Origin of the sequence: Amycolatopsis sp. FU40, assembly GCF_021903635.1 — a bacterium.
In the GTDB taxonomy this organism is placed as follows: domain Bacteria; phylum Actinomycetota; class Actinomycetes; order Mycobacteriales; family Pseudonocardiaceae; genus Amycolatopsis; species Amycolatopsis dendrobii.
The window spans coordinates 3,578,019-3,592,117 of the sequence record NZ_CP091381.1; the positions used below are offsets into that span (position 1 = coordinate 3,578,019).

The following is a 14,099-nucleotide window of genomic DNA, read 5'->3' on the forward strand; positions in this document are numbered from 1 at the left end:
CGCCGCGACGGGGTCCGCAACGCTCGTGCCCTCACCGCCGCCAGGCCGAGATCGGATTGCCGAGCCAGCGCGTGTCCGCGGGCACCGCGTCGCCGCGCGTCACGAGCGAGCCGGGGCCCACCGTGGTGCGCGCGCCGATGCTCGCGCCCGGCAGCACGATCCCGTGCGGGCCGAGCGTCGCGCCCTCTTCCAGCGTCACCCGCGACATGGTCATGATCCGGTCGTGGAACAGGTGCGTCTGCACCACGCAGCCGCGGTTGATCGTCGCGCCGTCGCCCAGTTCGACCAGGTCGGACTCGGGCAGCCAATACGTGTCGAGCCAGACGCCGCGGCCGATCTTGACGCCCATCGTGCGCAGCCACGCGGGCAGCAGCGGCGTGCCGCCGAGCGACCCGATCAGCCACGGCACCGCGAGCGCCTCGACGAACGTGTCGGCCAGTTCGTTGCGCCACACGAACGAACTCCACAGCGGATGGTCGATCTCGCGGAACTTGCCGACCAGCAGCCACTTCGCCGCGGTCGCGGTGAGCGCCGCGACGATCCCGGCGGCCAGCAGCACCGGCCCGGCCAGCAGCGCGGCGGCCCAGAAGCCGCCCCACGACGCGAGAGCCAGCAGCGAAACCGCGACGCCGACGGTCAGCGCGACCGCGCACATCACCGGCAGGATCCGGCACAGCTCGACCAGCGCCCGCGCCGCCTTGAGGTGCAGCGGCGGCGTGTAGGTGCGGCTGGTGTCGCTCTCCTCCACCGCGCGGCGCACCGGCAGCGGCGGCATGCCCAGGTACGACGAGCCCTTCTTCGCCTTCGCCGGCGTCGAGGACAGCACCCCGACCAGCCCGCGCTTCGGCACCGAACGGCCCGGCGCGGTCATCCCCGAGTTGCCGAGAAACGCCTGCTTGCCGATCCGCGCCGGGGCAGCGTGCAGCCAGCCGCGGCCCAGTTCGTAGGTGGCCACCATGGTGTCGTCGGCGAGGAACGCGCCACTGTCCACTTTGGTCATCTTCGGCAGCGCGAGGACGGTGGACGCCTCCACGTTGCGGCCGACCTTCGCGCCGAGCAGCCGCAGCCACACCGGCGTGAACAGGCTGGCGTACAACGGGAACAGGCCTTCGCGGGCCATCCCCATCAGCCGCTCGGTGGCCCAGACCTGCCACGCGACGCGGCCGTGCACCGGGTGGTAGCCCTCGACCATGCCGACGCCCAGCGCGCGGACACCGGCCAGCACGAGCAGCGCATACGTCAGGAAGTAGGCGACGGTGGCGACCGGCACGAACAGCAGCGCCTGGCCCAGTGCGGCGCTCAAGCTCGAGGTGCCGGACACCGCGTACCCGATCACCGCGACGCCGGGCAGCGCGGCGATCCCGGGCAGCAGCCCGAGGAACACCGAGGTCGCGCCGTACACCGAAGCCCAGAACCGCGAGCGCGGCGGACGGCTCGACGGCCACTTCAGCGCGTCCTTGACGTCCGAGCGCACCGCGGGCGAACCGGCCCAGCGCTGGCCCGCCGGGACCGCGCCGCGCACGGTCGACCCGGCGGCGATCTCCGCGCCCTTGCCGACTCGCGCGCCGGGGAACAGCGTGCTGCGCGCGCCGACCCTGGCCTCGGCCCCGATCCGCATCTTGCCGATGTGCACCACGTCGCCGTCGACCCAGTGGCCGGACAGATCGACCTCGGGCTCCACCGCGGCGCCGCGGCCCAGCTTGAGGAAACCGGTGACCGGCGGCGGCGAATGCAGATCGACGTCCTTGCCGATGCGCGCGCCCAGCGCCTTCGCGTACGTGGTCATCCACGACGCGCCCGCGACGCTGTCCGCACCGCTGAACTCAGCGAGCTTCTCGGCGGTCCACAGTCGCAAGTGGACACTGCCGCCGCGCGGGTAGGTGCCGGGGCGGAGGCCGGACAACAGCACGCGCGCGCCGCCCGCGGCGATGGCGATCCGCCCCGCCGGGGTGAACAGCACCAGCCAGGCGAGCACGAGCCACGCCCAGTTGATCGTCGGCGCCCAGGAAACGCCCAGCAGGGCGAGCACGTTCGAGCAGGCGGCGGCGAGCGTGGTCCAGCGCAGCCCGACGAGCCCCATCAGCGGGACCATCAGCAGCGACTGCACGAGCCCGGCGCGGCGCGGCGTCGGCGCGATCTCGCGGCGCTCGGTCTCCTCGCCGCTCAGCGCGTCCAGCTTCGCGGCCAGCGCGCCCAGCTTCGGGTTCTGGTAGATGTCGCTGACCGACACCTCGGGGTGGCGGGTGCGGATGCGCGCGATCAGCTGCGCCGCGGTGAGGCTGCCGCCGCCGTTGGTGAAGAAGTCGGCGCTCGCGTTGCTCACCGACACGCCGAGGATTTCGCTCCAGCCCTCGGCGAGCCAAGCCTCGGTGGGCGACAGCCCGGCCGCGCTCGCGTCCACAGTGGACAGCGGCCACGGCAGCGCGTTGCGGTCGACCTTGCCGGACGTGCGGGTCGGCAGGTCGTCGATGGTCGCGAGCAACGGAACAAGCGCGGCGGGCAGCTGCGCGCGCAGCCGGGTCGCGGCGTCGTCGGCGTCGAGGGTTTCGCCGTCCTCCGGCACGATGTAGCCGACCAGCACCTGGTTGCCCGCCTTGGTGCGGCGGACGGCCGCGGCCGCGCCGCGCACGCCGGGCAGCGCCTGCAGCGCCGCGTCGACCTCGCCCAGCTCGATCCGGCGGCCGCCGAGCTTGATCTGCTCGTCCATCCGGCCCAGGAACAGCAGGCCCTCCGGCTCCGCGCGGACCATGTCGCCGCTGCGGTAGGCGCGTTCCCAGCCCATCGAGGGCAGCGGCGCGTACTTCTCCGCGTCCTTTTCGGCGTCGAGATACCGGGCGAGCCCGGCCCCGCCGATGACCAGTTCGCCGGTCTCGCCCATGGCGACCGGTTCGCCCGCCTCGTTCACCACGACCAGCTGCCAGCCGAGCAGCGGCAGGCCGATCCGCACCGGGCCCTCGCCGGTCATCTGGGCGGCGCAGGCGACGACGGTCGCCTCGGTGGGGCCGTAGGTGTTCCAGACCTCGCGGCCCTCGACGGCCACGCGCTCGGCCAGCTCCGGCGGGCAGGCTTCGCCGCCGAAGATGAGCAGGCGCACGTCTTCCAGCGCGTCCGCCGGCCACAGCGCGGCCAGCGTCGGGACCGTCGACACGACCGTGATGCCCTGCGCGACCAGCCACGGGCCGAGGTCGACGCCGGTGCGCACCAGCGCGCGCGGAGCGGGCACCAGGCAGGCGCCGTGCCGCCAGGCCAGCCACATCTCTTCGCAGGAGGCGTCGAACGCGACGCTCAGCCCGGCCAGCACCCGGTCGCCGGGGCCGATCGGCTCGTCGGCGAGGAACAGCTGGGCTTCGGCGTCCACGAAGGCCGCCGCCGACGCGTGCGTGACCGCGACGCCCTTCGGCTTGCCGGTGGAGCCGGAGGTGAAGATGATCCACGCGTCGTCGGCCGGGCCGGGCTCGCCGGTGGCGCCGCTCGAGGTCCCGGCGACGGTGATCTCGCCGTCGGTGGCGATCGCCGCGACGCCGGCCTCGCCGAACACGAGCTCAGCGCGCTCGTCGGGGTCGTCCGCGTCGACCGGCACGTACGCCGCGCCGACCGACAGCGTCGCCAGGATGGCGACGTACAACTCGGCAGTGCCCGAGGAGATCCGGATGCCGACGCGGTCGCCAAGGCCGACGCCGTGTTCGCGCAGCTTGCGGGCATACGCGTCGATCTCTTCCATCAGCCTGCGGTAGCTCAGCGGGCCGGTGCCGTCGTCCAGCGCGGCGGCGTTGGGGTGCTTCTCCGCGGTCGCGGTGAGGATGTCCAGAAGGGTGCGCTCGGCGGCCGGGGCGGCGGTCTCGAACAGAGCGGGCGAGAGCGCGGCCTCGACGGCGAGAGTCAGGGCTTCGGTGCTGCCGGAATCGGCGGTCAGCGTCACCGGGCCACCTCGGCGGCCGGGCGCGCTCCGGTATTCCGGAACGTGGACAGGGTCGAACTCTGGGCGCGCAAGCCCATCACTCACCTTTCGCGAGCGTCATTCGGGCTGGCCATCCGAATGAGGCGCCCGTAGCGACGGTCCACTTTACGCGGCAATCAAGCCCAGGTCGCGTCCGGGTAACGGCCGCGTGTCGGACATCACCGCACCGCAGGTCCGGCAAGGGATAACCCCAATGTGGCATTGGGTGCATCTCACGCACCGAATGCCACATTGGGTGCGTCCAATGCACCCAATGTGGCATTGGGGCGTTTGCCGGTCAGCGGTTGCGGGCCGCTTTTCCGCCCGCCTTCGGCTTCTGCTTCTTTTCGCGGACGCGCACATTCACCCGGACGGGACTGCCCGCGAAGCCGAACTGCTCGCGGAATTTCCGCTCGATGAACCGGCGGTAGCCGGCCTCGAGGAACCCGGTGGTGAACAGCACCAGCGTCGGCGGCCGGATGCCCGCTTGCGTCGCGAACAGCACCTTCGGCTGCTTGCCGCCGCGCACCGGCGGCGGCGTGGCCGCGACGAGGTCGGACAGCCAGCCGTTGAGCTGGCCGGTCGACACGCGCTGGTCCCAGGAGGACAGCGCCGTGCGCAGGGCGGGCGCGAGCTTGCGCACCGCGCGCCCGGTGAGCGCGGAGACGTTGACCTTCTCCGCCCACGGCACCCGCACGAGGCCGCGGTCCAGCTCGCGCACCATCGCGTACCGGCGGTCCTCGTCGACCAGGTCCCACTTGTTGAACACGAGCACGCACGCGCGGCCCGCCTCGACCACCATCGTCAGCACCCGCAGGTCCTGTTCGGTCAGCGGTTCGGAGGCATCCAGCAGCACGAGCGCGACCTCGGCCGCGTCGATCGCGGTCTTGGTCCGCAGCGAGGCGTAGTACTCCGCGCCGTCGGCGAAATTCACGCGCTTGCGCAGGCCCGCGGTGTCCACGAACCGCCAGACCTCGCCGTCCAGCTCGACCAGCGAGTCGACCGGGTCGACCGTGGTGCCCGCGACCGAGTCGACCACCGAGCGCTGCTCGCCGGAAAGCCGGTTGAGCAGGCTGGACTTGCCGACGTTCGGCTTGCCGACCAGCGCGACGCGGCGCGGCCCGGCGGTCACCGTGCCCGCCTCGCGGGGCGCTTCGGGCAGCGCGGCCATGATCGAGTCGAGCAGATCGCCCGAGCTGCGCCCGTGCAGCGCGCTGACCGGATGCGGTTCGCCGAGGCCCAGCGACCACAGCGACGCCGTGTCGGCCAGCAGCCGGTCGTCGTCCACCTTGTTCGCGGCCAGCAGGACCGGCTTCTTCGACCGGCGCAGCACGCGCGCGACGGCCTCGTCGGTGGCCGTGGCCCCGACCGTCGCGTCCACCACCAGCAGCACCGCGTCCGCGGTCTGCATGGCCATCTCGGCCTGCGTCGCGACCGAGGCCTGCAAGCCGGTGGCGTCGGGCTCCCAGCCGCCGGTGTCGACGAGCGTGAACCGACGCCCGGCCCAGAACGCGTCGTAGGCGACGCGGTCGCGGGTCACGCCCGGCACGTCCTGCACGACCGCTTCCCGGCGGCCGAGGATGCGGTTGACCAGCGTGGACTTGCCCACGTTCGGCCTGCCGACCACGGCGAGCACCGGCTGCGCGGCGGCCGCCCGGCCGTCGGCTTCCTCGGCCTCGATCTGTGCGTCGAGCGCGGCGAACTCGGACTCGTCCGACCAGCTTCCGTCGACTTCGCCGAGACCGTCCACCGCACTGTCGGCGGCGTCAAACCCTGTCATCGTTTCCCACTTCACCTACGGCGTGGCGAACCCGTGTTCGCCGCGCCAGTCGTCCAAAGCCTGCACGAGCGCCGCGAGCTGCGCGCGGAGCTCTTCGGTGCCCTGGTCCAGGCCTTTGCGGCCCGGACCGACCTTCATCGCGAACGGCTCTCCGAAGAGGACGTCCACGCGCGGGCGCCAGCGGCGCTTGCCGTCGGCGGGCTTGCGCGTCCCGCGGATCGCGATCGGCAGCACGGTGGCTCCCGAAGCGCGCACCAGCCACGCCGCGCCGCGCTCGGCGGCCCCGACATCGCCCTCGCCGCGAGTGCCTTCCGGGAAGATCCCGACCGCCCCGCCCGCCTTGAGCACTCCGACCGCCGTGGTCAGCGGCGTCCGGTCGATCTCGCCGCGGCGGACCGGGATCTGGCCGATCGCCCGCAGGAACCAGCCTCCGATCCCGGTGAACAGCTCGGCCTTGGCCAAGAACGCGCTGCGCCGCGGAAGCATTCCGATCACGAGCTGCGGATCGACGTTCGAGCTGTGGTTCGAGATCACCAGCAGCGGCCCGTCGGCGGGCACCCGGTCCCGGCCGTGCACCCGGATCCGGAACGCCGGACGCAGATAATACCGGCCCGCCGTGCGCCCGATGTCGAGCAGGAGGCCGTTCGCCCCCTTGGGGAGGGCCCCGCTCACCGGCTGACCCCGGCCTCGGCGGCGGCCGGTTCGGCCGGGCAGTCGCCCAGCAGGCCCCGGCCGCGGGCGAGTTCGGCCAGCGCGACGATCACCTGGTCGATGGTCAGCTCGGAGGTGTCCACCTGGACCGCGTCCCCGGCCGCGCGCAGCGGCGAGGCGGCGCGGGTGGAATCGATCCGGTCGCGGCGCTCCACCGATTCGCGGGCGGATTCGACGCTCGAGGCCCGGCCCGCCGCGGAGTCCTGGGTGTTCCGCCGCGCGGCGCGGACCTCGGCCGAGGCGGTGAGGTAGATCTTGAGCGGCGATTCCGGCGCGACGGTGGTGCCGATGTCGCGGCCCTCCACGACGATGCCGCCCTCGTCCTCGACCGCGTCGGCGATGATCCGGCGCTGGCGGGCGACGAGCACCTCGCGCACCTGCGGGACGGCCGACACCGGCGACACCGCGCCGGTCACCTCGGGGCCGCGGATCTCGGCCGCGACGTCCTCGCCGGCCAGCCGGACGTCCGGCCGCTCCGGGTCGGTGCCGAGCGAGAAGTCGACGTCGTGCGCGAGCGCGCCGACCGCGTGCTCGTCGGCGAGGTCGATCCCGGCGCGCAGCACGGCCAGCGTGACGACGCGGTACATCGCTCCGGTGTCGAGGTAGCGGGCGCTCAGCCGTCCGGCGAGCTTGCGCGCCACCGTGGTCTTGCCGGTTCCCGACGGGCCGTCCAGCGCGACCACCCCACGTAGGGCTCCCGTCACCGATGCTCTCCTCACGTTCGTCCCGCACTCCCAGTCCGGTTCATTCTGCCCGTAGCCGGTCCCGGCACCTCAGGCGGTGTCCGCGGCGCAAGTTCAGGCGCCGCTAGACAAGCTAGCGTCGCTAAGCTAGCGTTGCGCTCGTTCCTAGCACTGCTAACAACCTGGGGTTCCCGTGCTGATCACCGCTTACGTCCTCGCCGCCGTCCCCGTCCTCGGCATCATCTACATCGGGTTCAACTATCTGTTCGCGCCGGCGAAGTCCGCCGCGACGTTCGGCCTGCGGGAGATCCCGACCGGATCGACGGCGTTCTTCGAGATCAAGGGGAACCGCGACATCGGCACCGGGCTGATCCTCGGCGTCGCGATGCTCGCGGGCAGCGCGCACCTGGCCGGCTGGCTGCTGCTGGCCGCGACCGTGATGCCGGTCTGCGACATGCTGATCATCCTGCGGCACAAGGGCAAGAAGGGGATGGCCTACGGAGTGCACGGCGCGACCGCCGCGTTCATGGCCGCCACCTCGGCACTGTTCCTGCTGGGCTGAACTCCGCGAATCGGACAATGAGTTACCGTGGCGGACGTGAACGTCGAAGTCACCCCCCTTCCCGGAATCGGTGTCCGCAAGGACTTCGCCACCCGCGCGGGCCGCCGCATCGGCGTCGTGACCCAGCGGGACGGCAAGATCGAGCTGATCGTCTCCAAATCCGACGATCCGGACGCCTGCCTCGCGTCGCTGCCGCTGACCGCGGACGAGGCGGGCGCGCTCTCGAACCTGCTGGGCGCGCCTCAGCTGGTGGCGCAGCTGAACGAGGAGCACCGCGAGCTGCCGGGCATCAACACGAAGCAGCTGCCGATCACCGCGGACAGCCCGTTCGACGGCCGTTCGCTCGGCGACACCGCGATGCGCACGCGCACCAGCGTCTCGATCGTCGCGGTGATGCGGGCCGGGCAGGTGCACCCGTCGCCGACGCCGGACTTCCTCTTCACCGCGGGCGACCTGCTCGTCGTGGTCGGCACGTCCGAGGGCCTGGAAGCCGCCGCCAAGATCCTCAAGCACGGCTGATGGATCACACCGCACTTTCGCTGATCGAACTCGGCGCGGTCTTCTTCGTGCTCGGCGCGCTGGGCAGGCTCGCCGGCCGGATCGGCCTCTCCCCCATCCCCCTGTACCTGCTCGGCGGCCTGTGCTTCGGCTCGGGCGGCCTGATCCCGCTCGCCGACATCGGCGATTTCGCCCACCTCGCCAGCGAAATCGGCGTGGTGCTGCTGCTTCTGCTGCTCGGCCTGGAGTACTCCGCGGCCGAACTGTTCACCGGCATGCGGCGGTCGTGGACCGCGGGCCTGGTGGACATCGTGCTCAACGCCGCGCCCGGCGCCGCGGTCGCGCTGATCCTGGGCTGGGGCCCGATCGGCGCGATCGTCATGGCGGGCGTCACGTACATCTCGTCGTCCGGGATCATCGCCAAGGTCCTCGGCGACCTCGGCAGGCTCGGCAACCGCGAAACGCCGGTGGTGCTGTCGATCCTCGTGTTCGAGGACCTCGTGATGGCACTGTACCTGCCGATCCTCACCGCGGTCCTCGGCGGCGTCAGCCTGCTCGGCGGGCTCGAAGCGGTCGGCATCTCGCTGCTGGTGATCACCGTGGTCTTGGTGATCGCGCTCAAATTCGGCCGCTACGTGTCGGCACTGGTCGACAGCGACGACCGGGAAGTGTTCCTGCTCAAGATCCTCGGCGCGGCGCTGCTGGTGGCCGGGATCGCGTCGGCGCTGCAGGTGTCGGCGGCGGTCGGGGCGTTCCTGCTCGGCATCGCGGTGTCCGGCTCGACCGCGCACAACGCGACCCGGCTGCTGGAACCGTTGCGGGACCTGTTCGCCGCGATGTTCTTCGTGGTGTTCGGGCTGAACACCAATCCGTCGTCGATCCCGCCGGTGCTGGGATGGGCCGCGGTGCTCGCCGTCGTCACGACCCTGACGAAGGTCGCCACCGGCTGGTGGGCCGCTCGCAGGCAGAAGATCGGACGGCTCGGCCGCGCCCGCGCTGGAGCGGCTTTGGTTGCGCGGGGCGAGTTTTCGATCGTCATCGCCGGGTTGGCGGTCACCGCTGGTGCGGTGGACGGCGAACTGGCCGCGCTGGCGACGGCTTACGTGCTGCTGATGGCGATCCTCGGGCCGACCGCCGCGCGAGTGGTCGAGCCGATCGCGAAAGCCTTGCAGCGCAAGGCAGCCTCGAAAGAAACCGTCACCGCCAACTGACGTCGTGACTGGGCAGACGGTCCGTGAAGGACTCCTTGAGGGAATGGGATTCCCTCAAGGAGTCCTTCACGGCTTTTGTCAGCGCAGGTCGAAGCGGGCGGCCGCGGGGACGTGCGCCAGCGGGCCCGCCGGAGCGGCCTCCGTCCACGGACGCGCCGGAACCGTGCCCACCAGCGGAACCTGGGCCGAGGTCTTGGCCAGGTCGATGGTCAGCTTCGGCGGATTCGCCGGCCCGGTGATGAAATTGGCGTCCGTCCCGCCGATCACCAGCGCCAGCCGGTGCCCGGCGGGGACGATGTGGTCCGTGCTCGCGAGCCGGAACGTCATCGTGTACGCCTTGCCCGGCGTCAGCCGCGCTTCCCGGCTCAGCGACTGGTAATTGGCCAGGTCCGCCCAGCCTCGGCTGATGATCGTGTAGTCCACGTTCGTCGTGTCCGCGCTGGTCACCTTGTAGCAAGCGCTGTCGCCGTCGATGCTCGAACCCCAGCACGTGCGCTCCGTGCCGGTCACGATTCCCTCGCCCGGGCCTGAGAAATTGCGGATCTTCGCGGGGCCGTAGTCCACCAGCATCGCGGACAGCCGAGCGGTCGAAGTGCTCGGCGTGGCCGTCACGGTGATCGACGAGGTGCCCGAGACCTGCACCGGCGAGGTGAGCGCACCAGTGCTGTACAGGACGCGGTTCGGCGAGGTGGCCGACGGATTCGCCGCCCACTCGTTCTCCCCCGCCTTCGGGTTGTCGGTGAACGACGCGCTGCCCCGACCGCCCGCGGTGCCGAGCGTGCCGACGCCAGGCGTACGGCCCGGCTGCGGACGCAACACCGTCGCCTTCGTGCCCGGAGCCGGGTAGGTCGCTTCGTTGACCCACTGGTCCGGCTGGCGCTCGACGGTCGCCATCGGTTCCTTCTCGATGCCGTTGTCGATGCCCATCAGGTAGTGGTCGAACCACCGGTGCAAGGTGTCGACCCACTCGGTGCGCCGGTAGTCGAACGGATCGACGTGACCGGTCTGCGCGAGCCAGATCTTGCGCTGCACGCCCTTCGCGGCGAGCGCGTCCCACCATTGGCCGTAGTTGATCGGCATGACGTTCAAGTCGTTCACGCCGTGCGAGACGAACACGCTGGCGCGCACGTTCTTCGCGTTCGCCACGTAGTCGCGCTCCGCCCACAGCGGACCGTAGTCGCCGTTCTCAGTCGCGCCCTCGGCGAGTTTCCGGTTCTGCGCCGAACAATCCTGGCCGCCGTTGCGCCGCTCGACGGTCTGCGCGAGCCCGTCCGGGTTGAAGCCGAACGACGCGCCGTCCGAGCGGTAGTAGTCGTACCAGGAGCTGATCGCCGAGATCGGCACGATGGTCTTGAGCCCCTCGACGCCGGTCGAGGCGACGCCGTTGGCGATGGTGCCGTCATAGGACTTGCCGATCATCCCGACGCCGCCGTCGCTCCAGTCCGCCGACATCTTCGTGCCGCCGGTTTTCGCGGTGTAGCCGGTGGCGCGGCCGTTCAGCCAGTCCACGACCTTCTTGGCCGACTGGACGTCCGAGTTGCCGCCGACGTCGACACAGCCGGTCGACCGGTTGGTTCCCGCCAGGTCCACGAGCACCGTCGCGTACCCGCGCGGCACGAAGTAATTGTCGTAGAACAGCGGGAAACCGACCGGGCGGCCCTGCGCGTCGTAGGTCTTGAACTGGGTTTCGTTGCCGCGCCCCACCGAGGAGTAGTACGGGCTGGCGTCCATGATCACCGGGATCTTCTTGCCCGCCTCGGCCGGTTCCTTCGGCCGCACGATGTCCGCGGCGACCCGGTCCGGCACGCCGTCCCCGTCGCCGTCCCGGCCGAGGTCGACCCACACCGTTTCGCGGATCGCCCCGGCGTAGTCGTACTGCGGCTCCGTCGCCGTTCTGGCCGGTGCGGCCGTCGCGGCCGCCGGCACCACCACTCCCGCGGCCAGCACCGCGGCGGCGCACAGCCCTGTCAGCACACGCATTCCCGTCGCCCTCCAGAGTCGTCGTCGGGTACCGACAACTCAACCGGGGCGGCGGGGCCCGGCATCAGGGCCGAAAGTGGGGAACCGGTCAGAGTCCCACGGTGCGGTACAGCGTGCCGACCTCGCCGCGGTTGAGCCTGCGGATGGTGCCCTGGCGCTGGTTGCCGAGCTGCACGTCGCCGACCGCGGTGCGCACGAGCTTGCGGACCGGATGCCCGGTGGCCGCCATCAGCCTGCGCACGATGTGCTTGCGGCCCTCGTGGATCACCAGCTCGATCATGCTCCGGCCGGAATGCATGTCCTTGACCCGGAACTGGTCGACCTTCACGATCCCGTCCGGCAGCTCCCAGCCCGCGCGCAGTTCCTTGCCCAGCCCGCGCGGCACCAGGCCCTCGACCTCCGCGAAGTAGGTCTTGAGCACGCGGTAGGAGGGGTGCATCAACCGGTGCCCGAGGTCGCCGTCGTTGGTCAGCAGCAGCAGGCCCTCGGTGTTCTCGTCGAGCCGCCCGACGTGCACGACGCCCGGGGTCTCCTCCCACCGGCCGCGCAGGTAGTCGCCGACGCACGGGCGGCCCCGGTCGTCCGACATCGTGGAGTGCACGCCCTTGGGCTTGTTGAACGCGAGGTACACGAGATCGTCGCGGAGGTTGACCCGCGTGCCGTCGACGTGGATCACCGCCTCGTCCGGGTGCACGCGCCGGCCGAGCTCGGTGACGACCTCGCCGTCCACCTCGACCCGGCCGGCCGCGATCAGGTCCTCGGCGGCCCGGCGCGACGCCACGCCCGCCTGCGACAGGACCTTCTGCAGGCGGATGCCGTCGGGGTGTTCGTCAGATGTCATCGATGGTGTCCACTTCGGGTAGCAGCGGAGCGATCGGGGGCAGGTCGTTCAGCGACGACAGCCCCAGTCGCTCCAGGAACAGCTCGGTCGTCACGTACAGCGTGCCCGTGGTCTCCGGGTCGGTGCCCATCTCCTCGATGAGCCCCCGCGCCAGCAGGGTCCGGATCACGCCGTCCACGTTCACCCCGCGCACCGCCGCGACCCGGGCCCGGGTGACCGGCTGCCGGTACGCGATCACGGCGAGGCTCTCCAGCGCGGCCCTGGTCAGCTTCGACCGCTGGCCGTCCAGCAGGAGCTTCTCCACGAACGGGGCGTAGGTGTCCCTAGTGTAGAACCGCCACCCTTCGCCGACGCGCCGCAGGTCGATCCCGCTCGCCCGCTCGGTGAACTTCTGCGCCATCGTGCGCAGCGCGACGGTCACCCTGGCGACCGGCTGGTCCAGCGTTTCGGCGAGGGAATCCTCCGCGATCGGCGAATCCACGACGAGCAGCAGCGCTTCGAGGGCGGCTTCGAGCGCCTCGTCGTCCGCGACGCTGGGCAGGCCGCTGTCCACGGCGACCAGGCCCTCGTCGTCGGACGGCTCGGCTTCCGGCTCCGCTTCGGGGGCGCCGTCGGATTCCGGTGCGGCTTCGGCTTCTTCCCGCTCGGCGCCGGCCGGCTCCGCGGTTTCCGGCTCGGCTGGCTCGGCTTCCGGCTCGACGGGCTCCGCCTCGGCCTCGTTTTCCGGCTGCGGCGCGGTTTCCGGCTCAGTCCCGGCCGGTCCGGTCTCGACAGTCTCGGTCGGCTCAGCCGCCGCCTGTTCGGCCTCGACCTGTGCCTCTTCCGCCGGAGCAGCCGGAGTCTCCTCAGCCTGCTCGGCCGTCGCGCGGTCGTCTTCGGTGCTCACCCGTATTCCTCCTCCTCGGCCGCCGCGCGGTCGTGCTCGGCGGCGGCGGACGCCTCGGCCACGCTGCCGCCGGTCCAGCGGACGTGCAGTTCCGCCAGTGCCTCCAGCTGGTCGAACTGCACCGCCGACTCGCGGTACAGCTCCAGCAGCGCGAGGAACCGGGCCACGACCTCCACCGTGTGCTCGCAGTCCGAGGTGAGTTCCTTGAACGTCGCCTGCCCGGCCTCGGCGAGCTTCACCCGCAGCAGCGCGGCGTGCTCGCGCACGGACACCCGCCCCATGTGGATGTGCGCGATCGACACCTGCGGCGGCGGTTTCGGCCGGAACACCGCGACCGCGATCTCCGCGAACCGCTCCGGCGTGACGCCCAGCATCACCTCCGGCAGCAGCCCGAGGTACCGCTCCTCCAGCGCCACCGACCGCGGGTACCGCCGCAGCGCGCCTTCCTCCAGCTCGCCGAACAGCGCGGCGACCTGCTTGTACGCGCGGTACTGCAGCATCCGCGCGAACAGCACGTCGCGGGCTTCCAGCAGCGCGAGGTCGTCCTCGTTCTCGACCTCGGCCGCGGGCAGCAGCCGGGCGGCCTTGAGGTCGAGCAGGGTCGCGGCGATCACCAGGAACTCGGTGGTCTCGTCGAGGTTCCAGTCCGGGCCGAGCGCACGGGTGTAGGCGATGAAATCGTCGGTGACCGTGTGCAGGGCGACCTCGGTGACGTCCAGCTGGTGCTGTGAGATCAGCTGCAGCAGCAAATCGAACGGGCCCTCGAAGTTCTGCAGCCGCACCTTGAACTTCGAGGAGCCCTCGTCGGCGGCGTACCCCTCGGGGATGGTGCCGCCGTGCACCGTCTCGTGCTCCGCCGGAGCCTCGGAAGGCGCGGCGTCCTCCGGAGCTTCCGCCGCAGCGGCGGCCTCCTCCGGGATTTCCGCGCCCGCCGTGCTTTCCGGAGCCGCGCCGCCGGGTTCTGCCGTGCTTTCGGAGCTGTCCGAGACTGCCGCTTCCGGCTCCGGCAG

Annotated in this window: 11 protein-coding genes; 3 read left to right on the plus strand and 8 right to left on the minus strand. The window is 71.6% G+C overall.

Annotated features, from left to right (window positions below; all coding sequences use genetic code 11):
* Positions 1 to 31: 31 nt before the first annotated feature.
* The 4 genes from L3Q65_RS17325 to cmk form a co-directional block, all read right to left on the minus strand.
* Positions 32 to 3,919, minus strand: a complete 3,888-nt coding sequence (locus L3Q65_RS17325) for a Pls/PosA family non-ribosomal peptide synthetase (protein ID WP_237600254.1) — start codon at positions 3,917 to 3,919, stop codon at positions 32 to 34.
* 316 nt (positions 3,920 to 4,235) lie between these two features.
* Positions 4,236 to 5,717 carry a ribosome biogenesis GTPase Der gene (gene der, locus L3Q65_RS17330; RefSeq protein ID WP_237600255.1) on the minus strand — a complete coding sequence of 494 codons (1,482 nt, stop codon included), beginning with the start codon at positions 5,715 to 5,717 and terminating at the stop codon, positions 4,236 to 4,238.
* Between the two features lie 15 nt (positions 5,718 to 5,732).
* Positions 5,733 to 6,389 (minus strand): 1-acyl-sn-glycerol-3-phosphate acyltransferase, encoded by a 657-nt coding sequence (locus L3Q65_RS17335; protein WP_237600256.1) that lies wholly within the window; start codon positions 6,387 to 6,389, stop codon positions 5,733 to 5,735.
* Positions 6,386 to 7,111, minus strand: a complete 726-nt coding sequence (gene cmk, locus L3Q65_RS17340; RefSeq protein WP_237600905.1) for a (d)CMP kinase — start codon at positions 7,109 to 7,111, stop codon at positions 6,386 to 6,388. The genes L3Q65_RS17335 and cmk overlap by 4 nt, the downstream gene beginning before the upstream one ends.
* 193 nt (positions 7,112 to 7,304) lie before the next feature.
* Between cmk and L3Q65_RS17345 the strand changes: the two genes are divergently transcribed.
* Genes L3Q65_RS17345 through L3Q65_RS17355 form a run of 3 tightly spaced genes read left to right on the plus strand, consistent with a single transcriptional unit; the run spans position 7,305 to position 9,382 of the window.
* On the plus strand, positions 7,305 to 7,673 hold the full coding sequence (locus tag L3Q65_RS17345; protein WP_182896000.1) for a DUF4267 domain-containing protein: 369 nt from the start codon (positions 7,305 to 7,307) through the stop codon (positions 7,671 to 7,673).
* A 36-nt stretch (positions 7,674 to 7,709) separates the two neighbouring features.
* Positions 7,710 to 8,192 carry a cation:proton antiporter regulatory subunit gene (locus L3Q65_RS17350; protein WP_009079551.1) on the plus strand — a complete coding sequence of 161 codons (483 nt, stop codon included), beginning with the start codon at positions 7,710 to 7,712 and terminating at the stop codon, positions 8,190 to 8,192.
* Complete coding sequence (locus L3Q65_RS17355; RefSeq protein ID WP_182896001.1) at positions 8,192 to 9,382, plus strand: cation:proton antiporter; 1,191 nt, start codon at positions 8,192 to 8,194, stop codon at positions 9,380 to 9,382. The genes L3Q65_RS17350 and L3Q65_RS17355 overlap by 1 nt, the downstream gene beginning before the upstream one ends.
* Before the next feature lie 78 nt (positions 9,383 to 9,460).
* Here L3Q65_RS17355 and L3Q65_RS17360 read toward each other — a convergent pair whose 3' ends face one another.
* From L3Q65_RS17360 to L3Q65_RS17375, 4 genes are all read right to left on the minus strand, one after another.
* Entirely contained in the window at positions 9,461 to 11,362 is a 1,902-nt protein-coding gene (locus L3Q65_RS17360) for a Xaa-Pro dipeptidyl-peptidase (RefSeq protein ID WP_237600257.1), read from the minus strand.
* Between the two features lie 88 nt (positions 11,363 to 11,450).
* The gene (locus tag L3Q65_RS17365; protein WP_182896874.1) at positions 11,451 to 12,203 is read right to left on the minus strand and encodes a pseudouridine synthase; all 753 of its coding nucleotides are present in this window, start codon (positions 12,201 to 12,203) and stop codon (positions 11,451 to 11,453) included.
* Positions 12,193 to 13,089 (minus strand): SMC-Scp complex subunit ScpB, encoded by an 897-nt coding sequence (scpB, locus tag L3Q65_RS17370; protein WP_182896873.1) that lies wholly within the window; start codon positions 13,087 to 13,089, stop codon positions 12,193 to 12,195. Before scpB ends, L3Q65_RS17365 begins: the two co-directional genes overlap by 11 nt.
* Positions 13,086 to 14,009, minus strand: a complete 924-nt coding sequence (locus L3Q65_RS17375; RefSeq protein WP_370648212.1) for a ScpA family protein — start codon at positions 14,007 to 14,009, stop codon at positions 13,086 to 13,088. The genes scpB and L3Q65_RS17375 overlap by 4 nt, the downstream gene beginning before the upstream one ends.
* Positions 14,010 to 14,099: the final 90 nt, after the last annotated feature.

Excerpts from the sequence above, each read along its gene's own strand:
- der (WP_237600255.1), bottom strand. The coding sequence starts at position 5,717 with ATGACAGGGTTTGACGCCGCCGACAGTGCGGTGGACGGTCTCGGCGAA.
- L3Q65_RS17355 (WP_182896001.1), top strand. The coding sequence starts at position 8,192 with ATGGATCACACCGCACTTTCGCTGATCGAACTCGGCGCGGTCTTCTTC.
- L3Q65_RS17360 (WP_237600257.1), bottom strand. The coding sequence starts at position 11,362 with ATGCGTGTGCTGACAGGGCTGTGCGCCGCCGCGGTGCTGGCCGCGGGA.
- L3Q65_RS17365 (WP_182896874.1), bottom strand. The coding sequence starts at position 12,203 with ATGACATCTGACGAACACCCCGACGGCATCCGCCTGCAGAAGGTCCTG.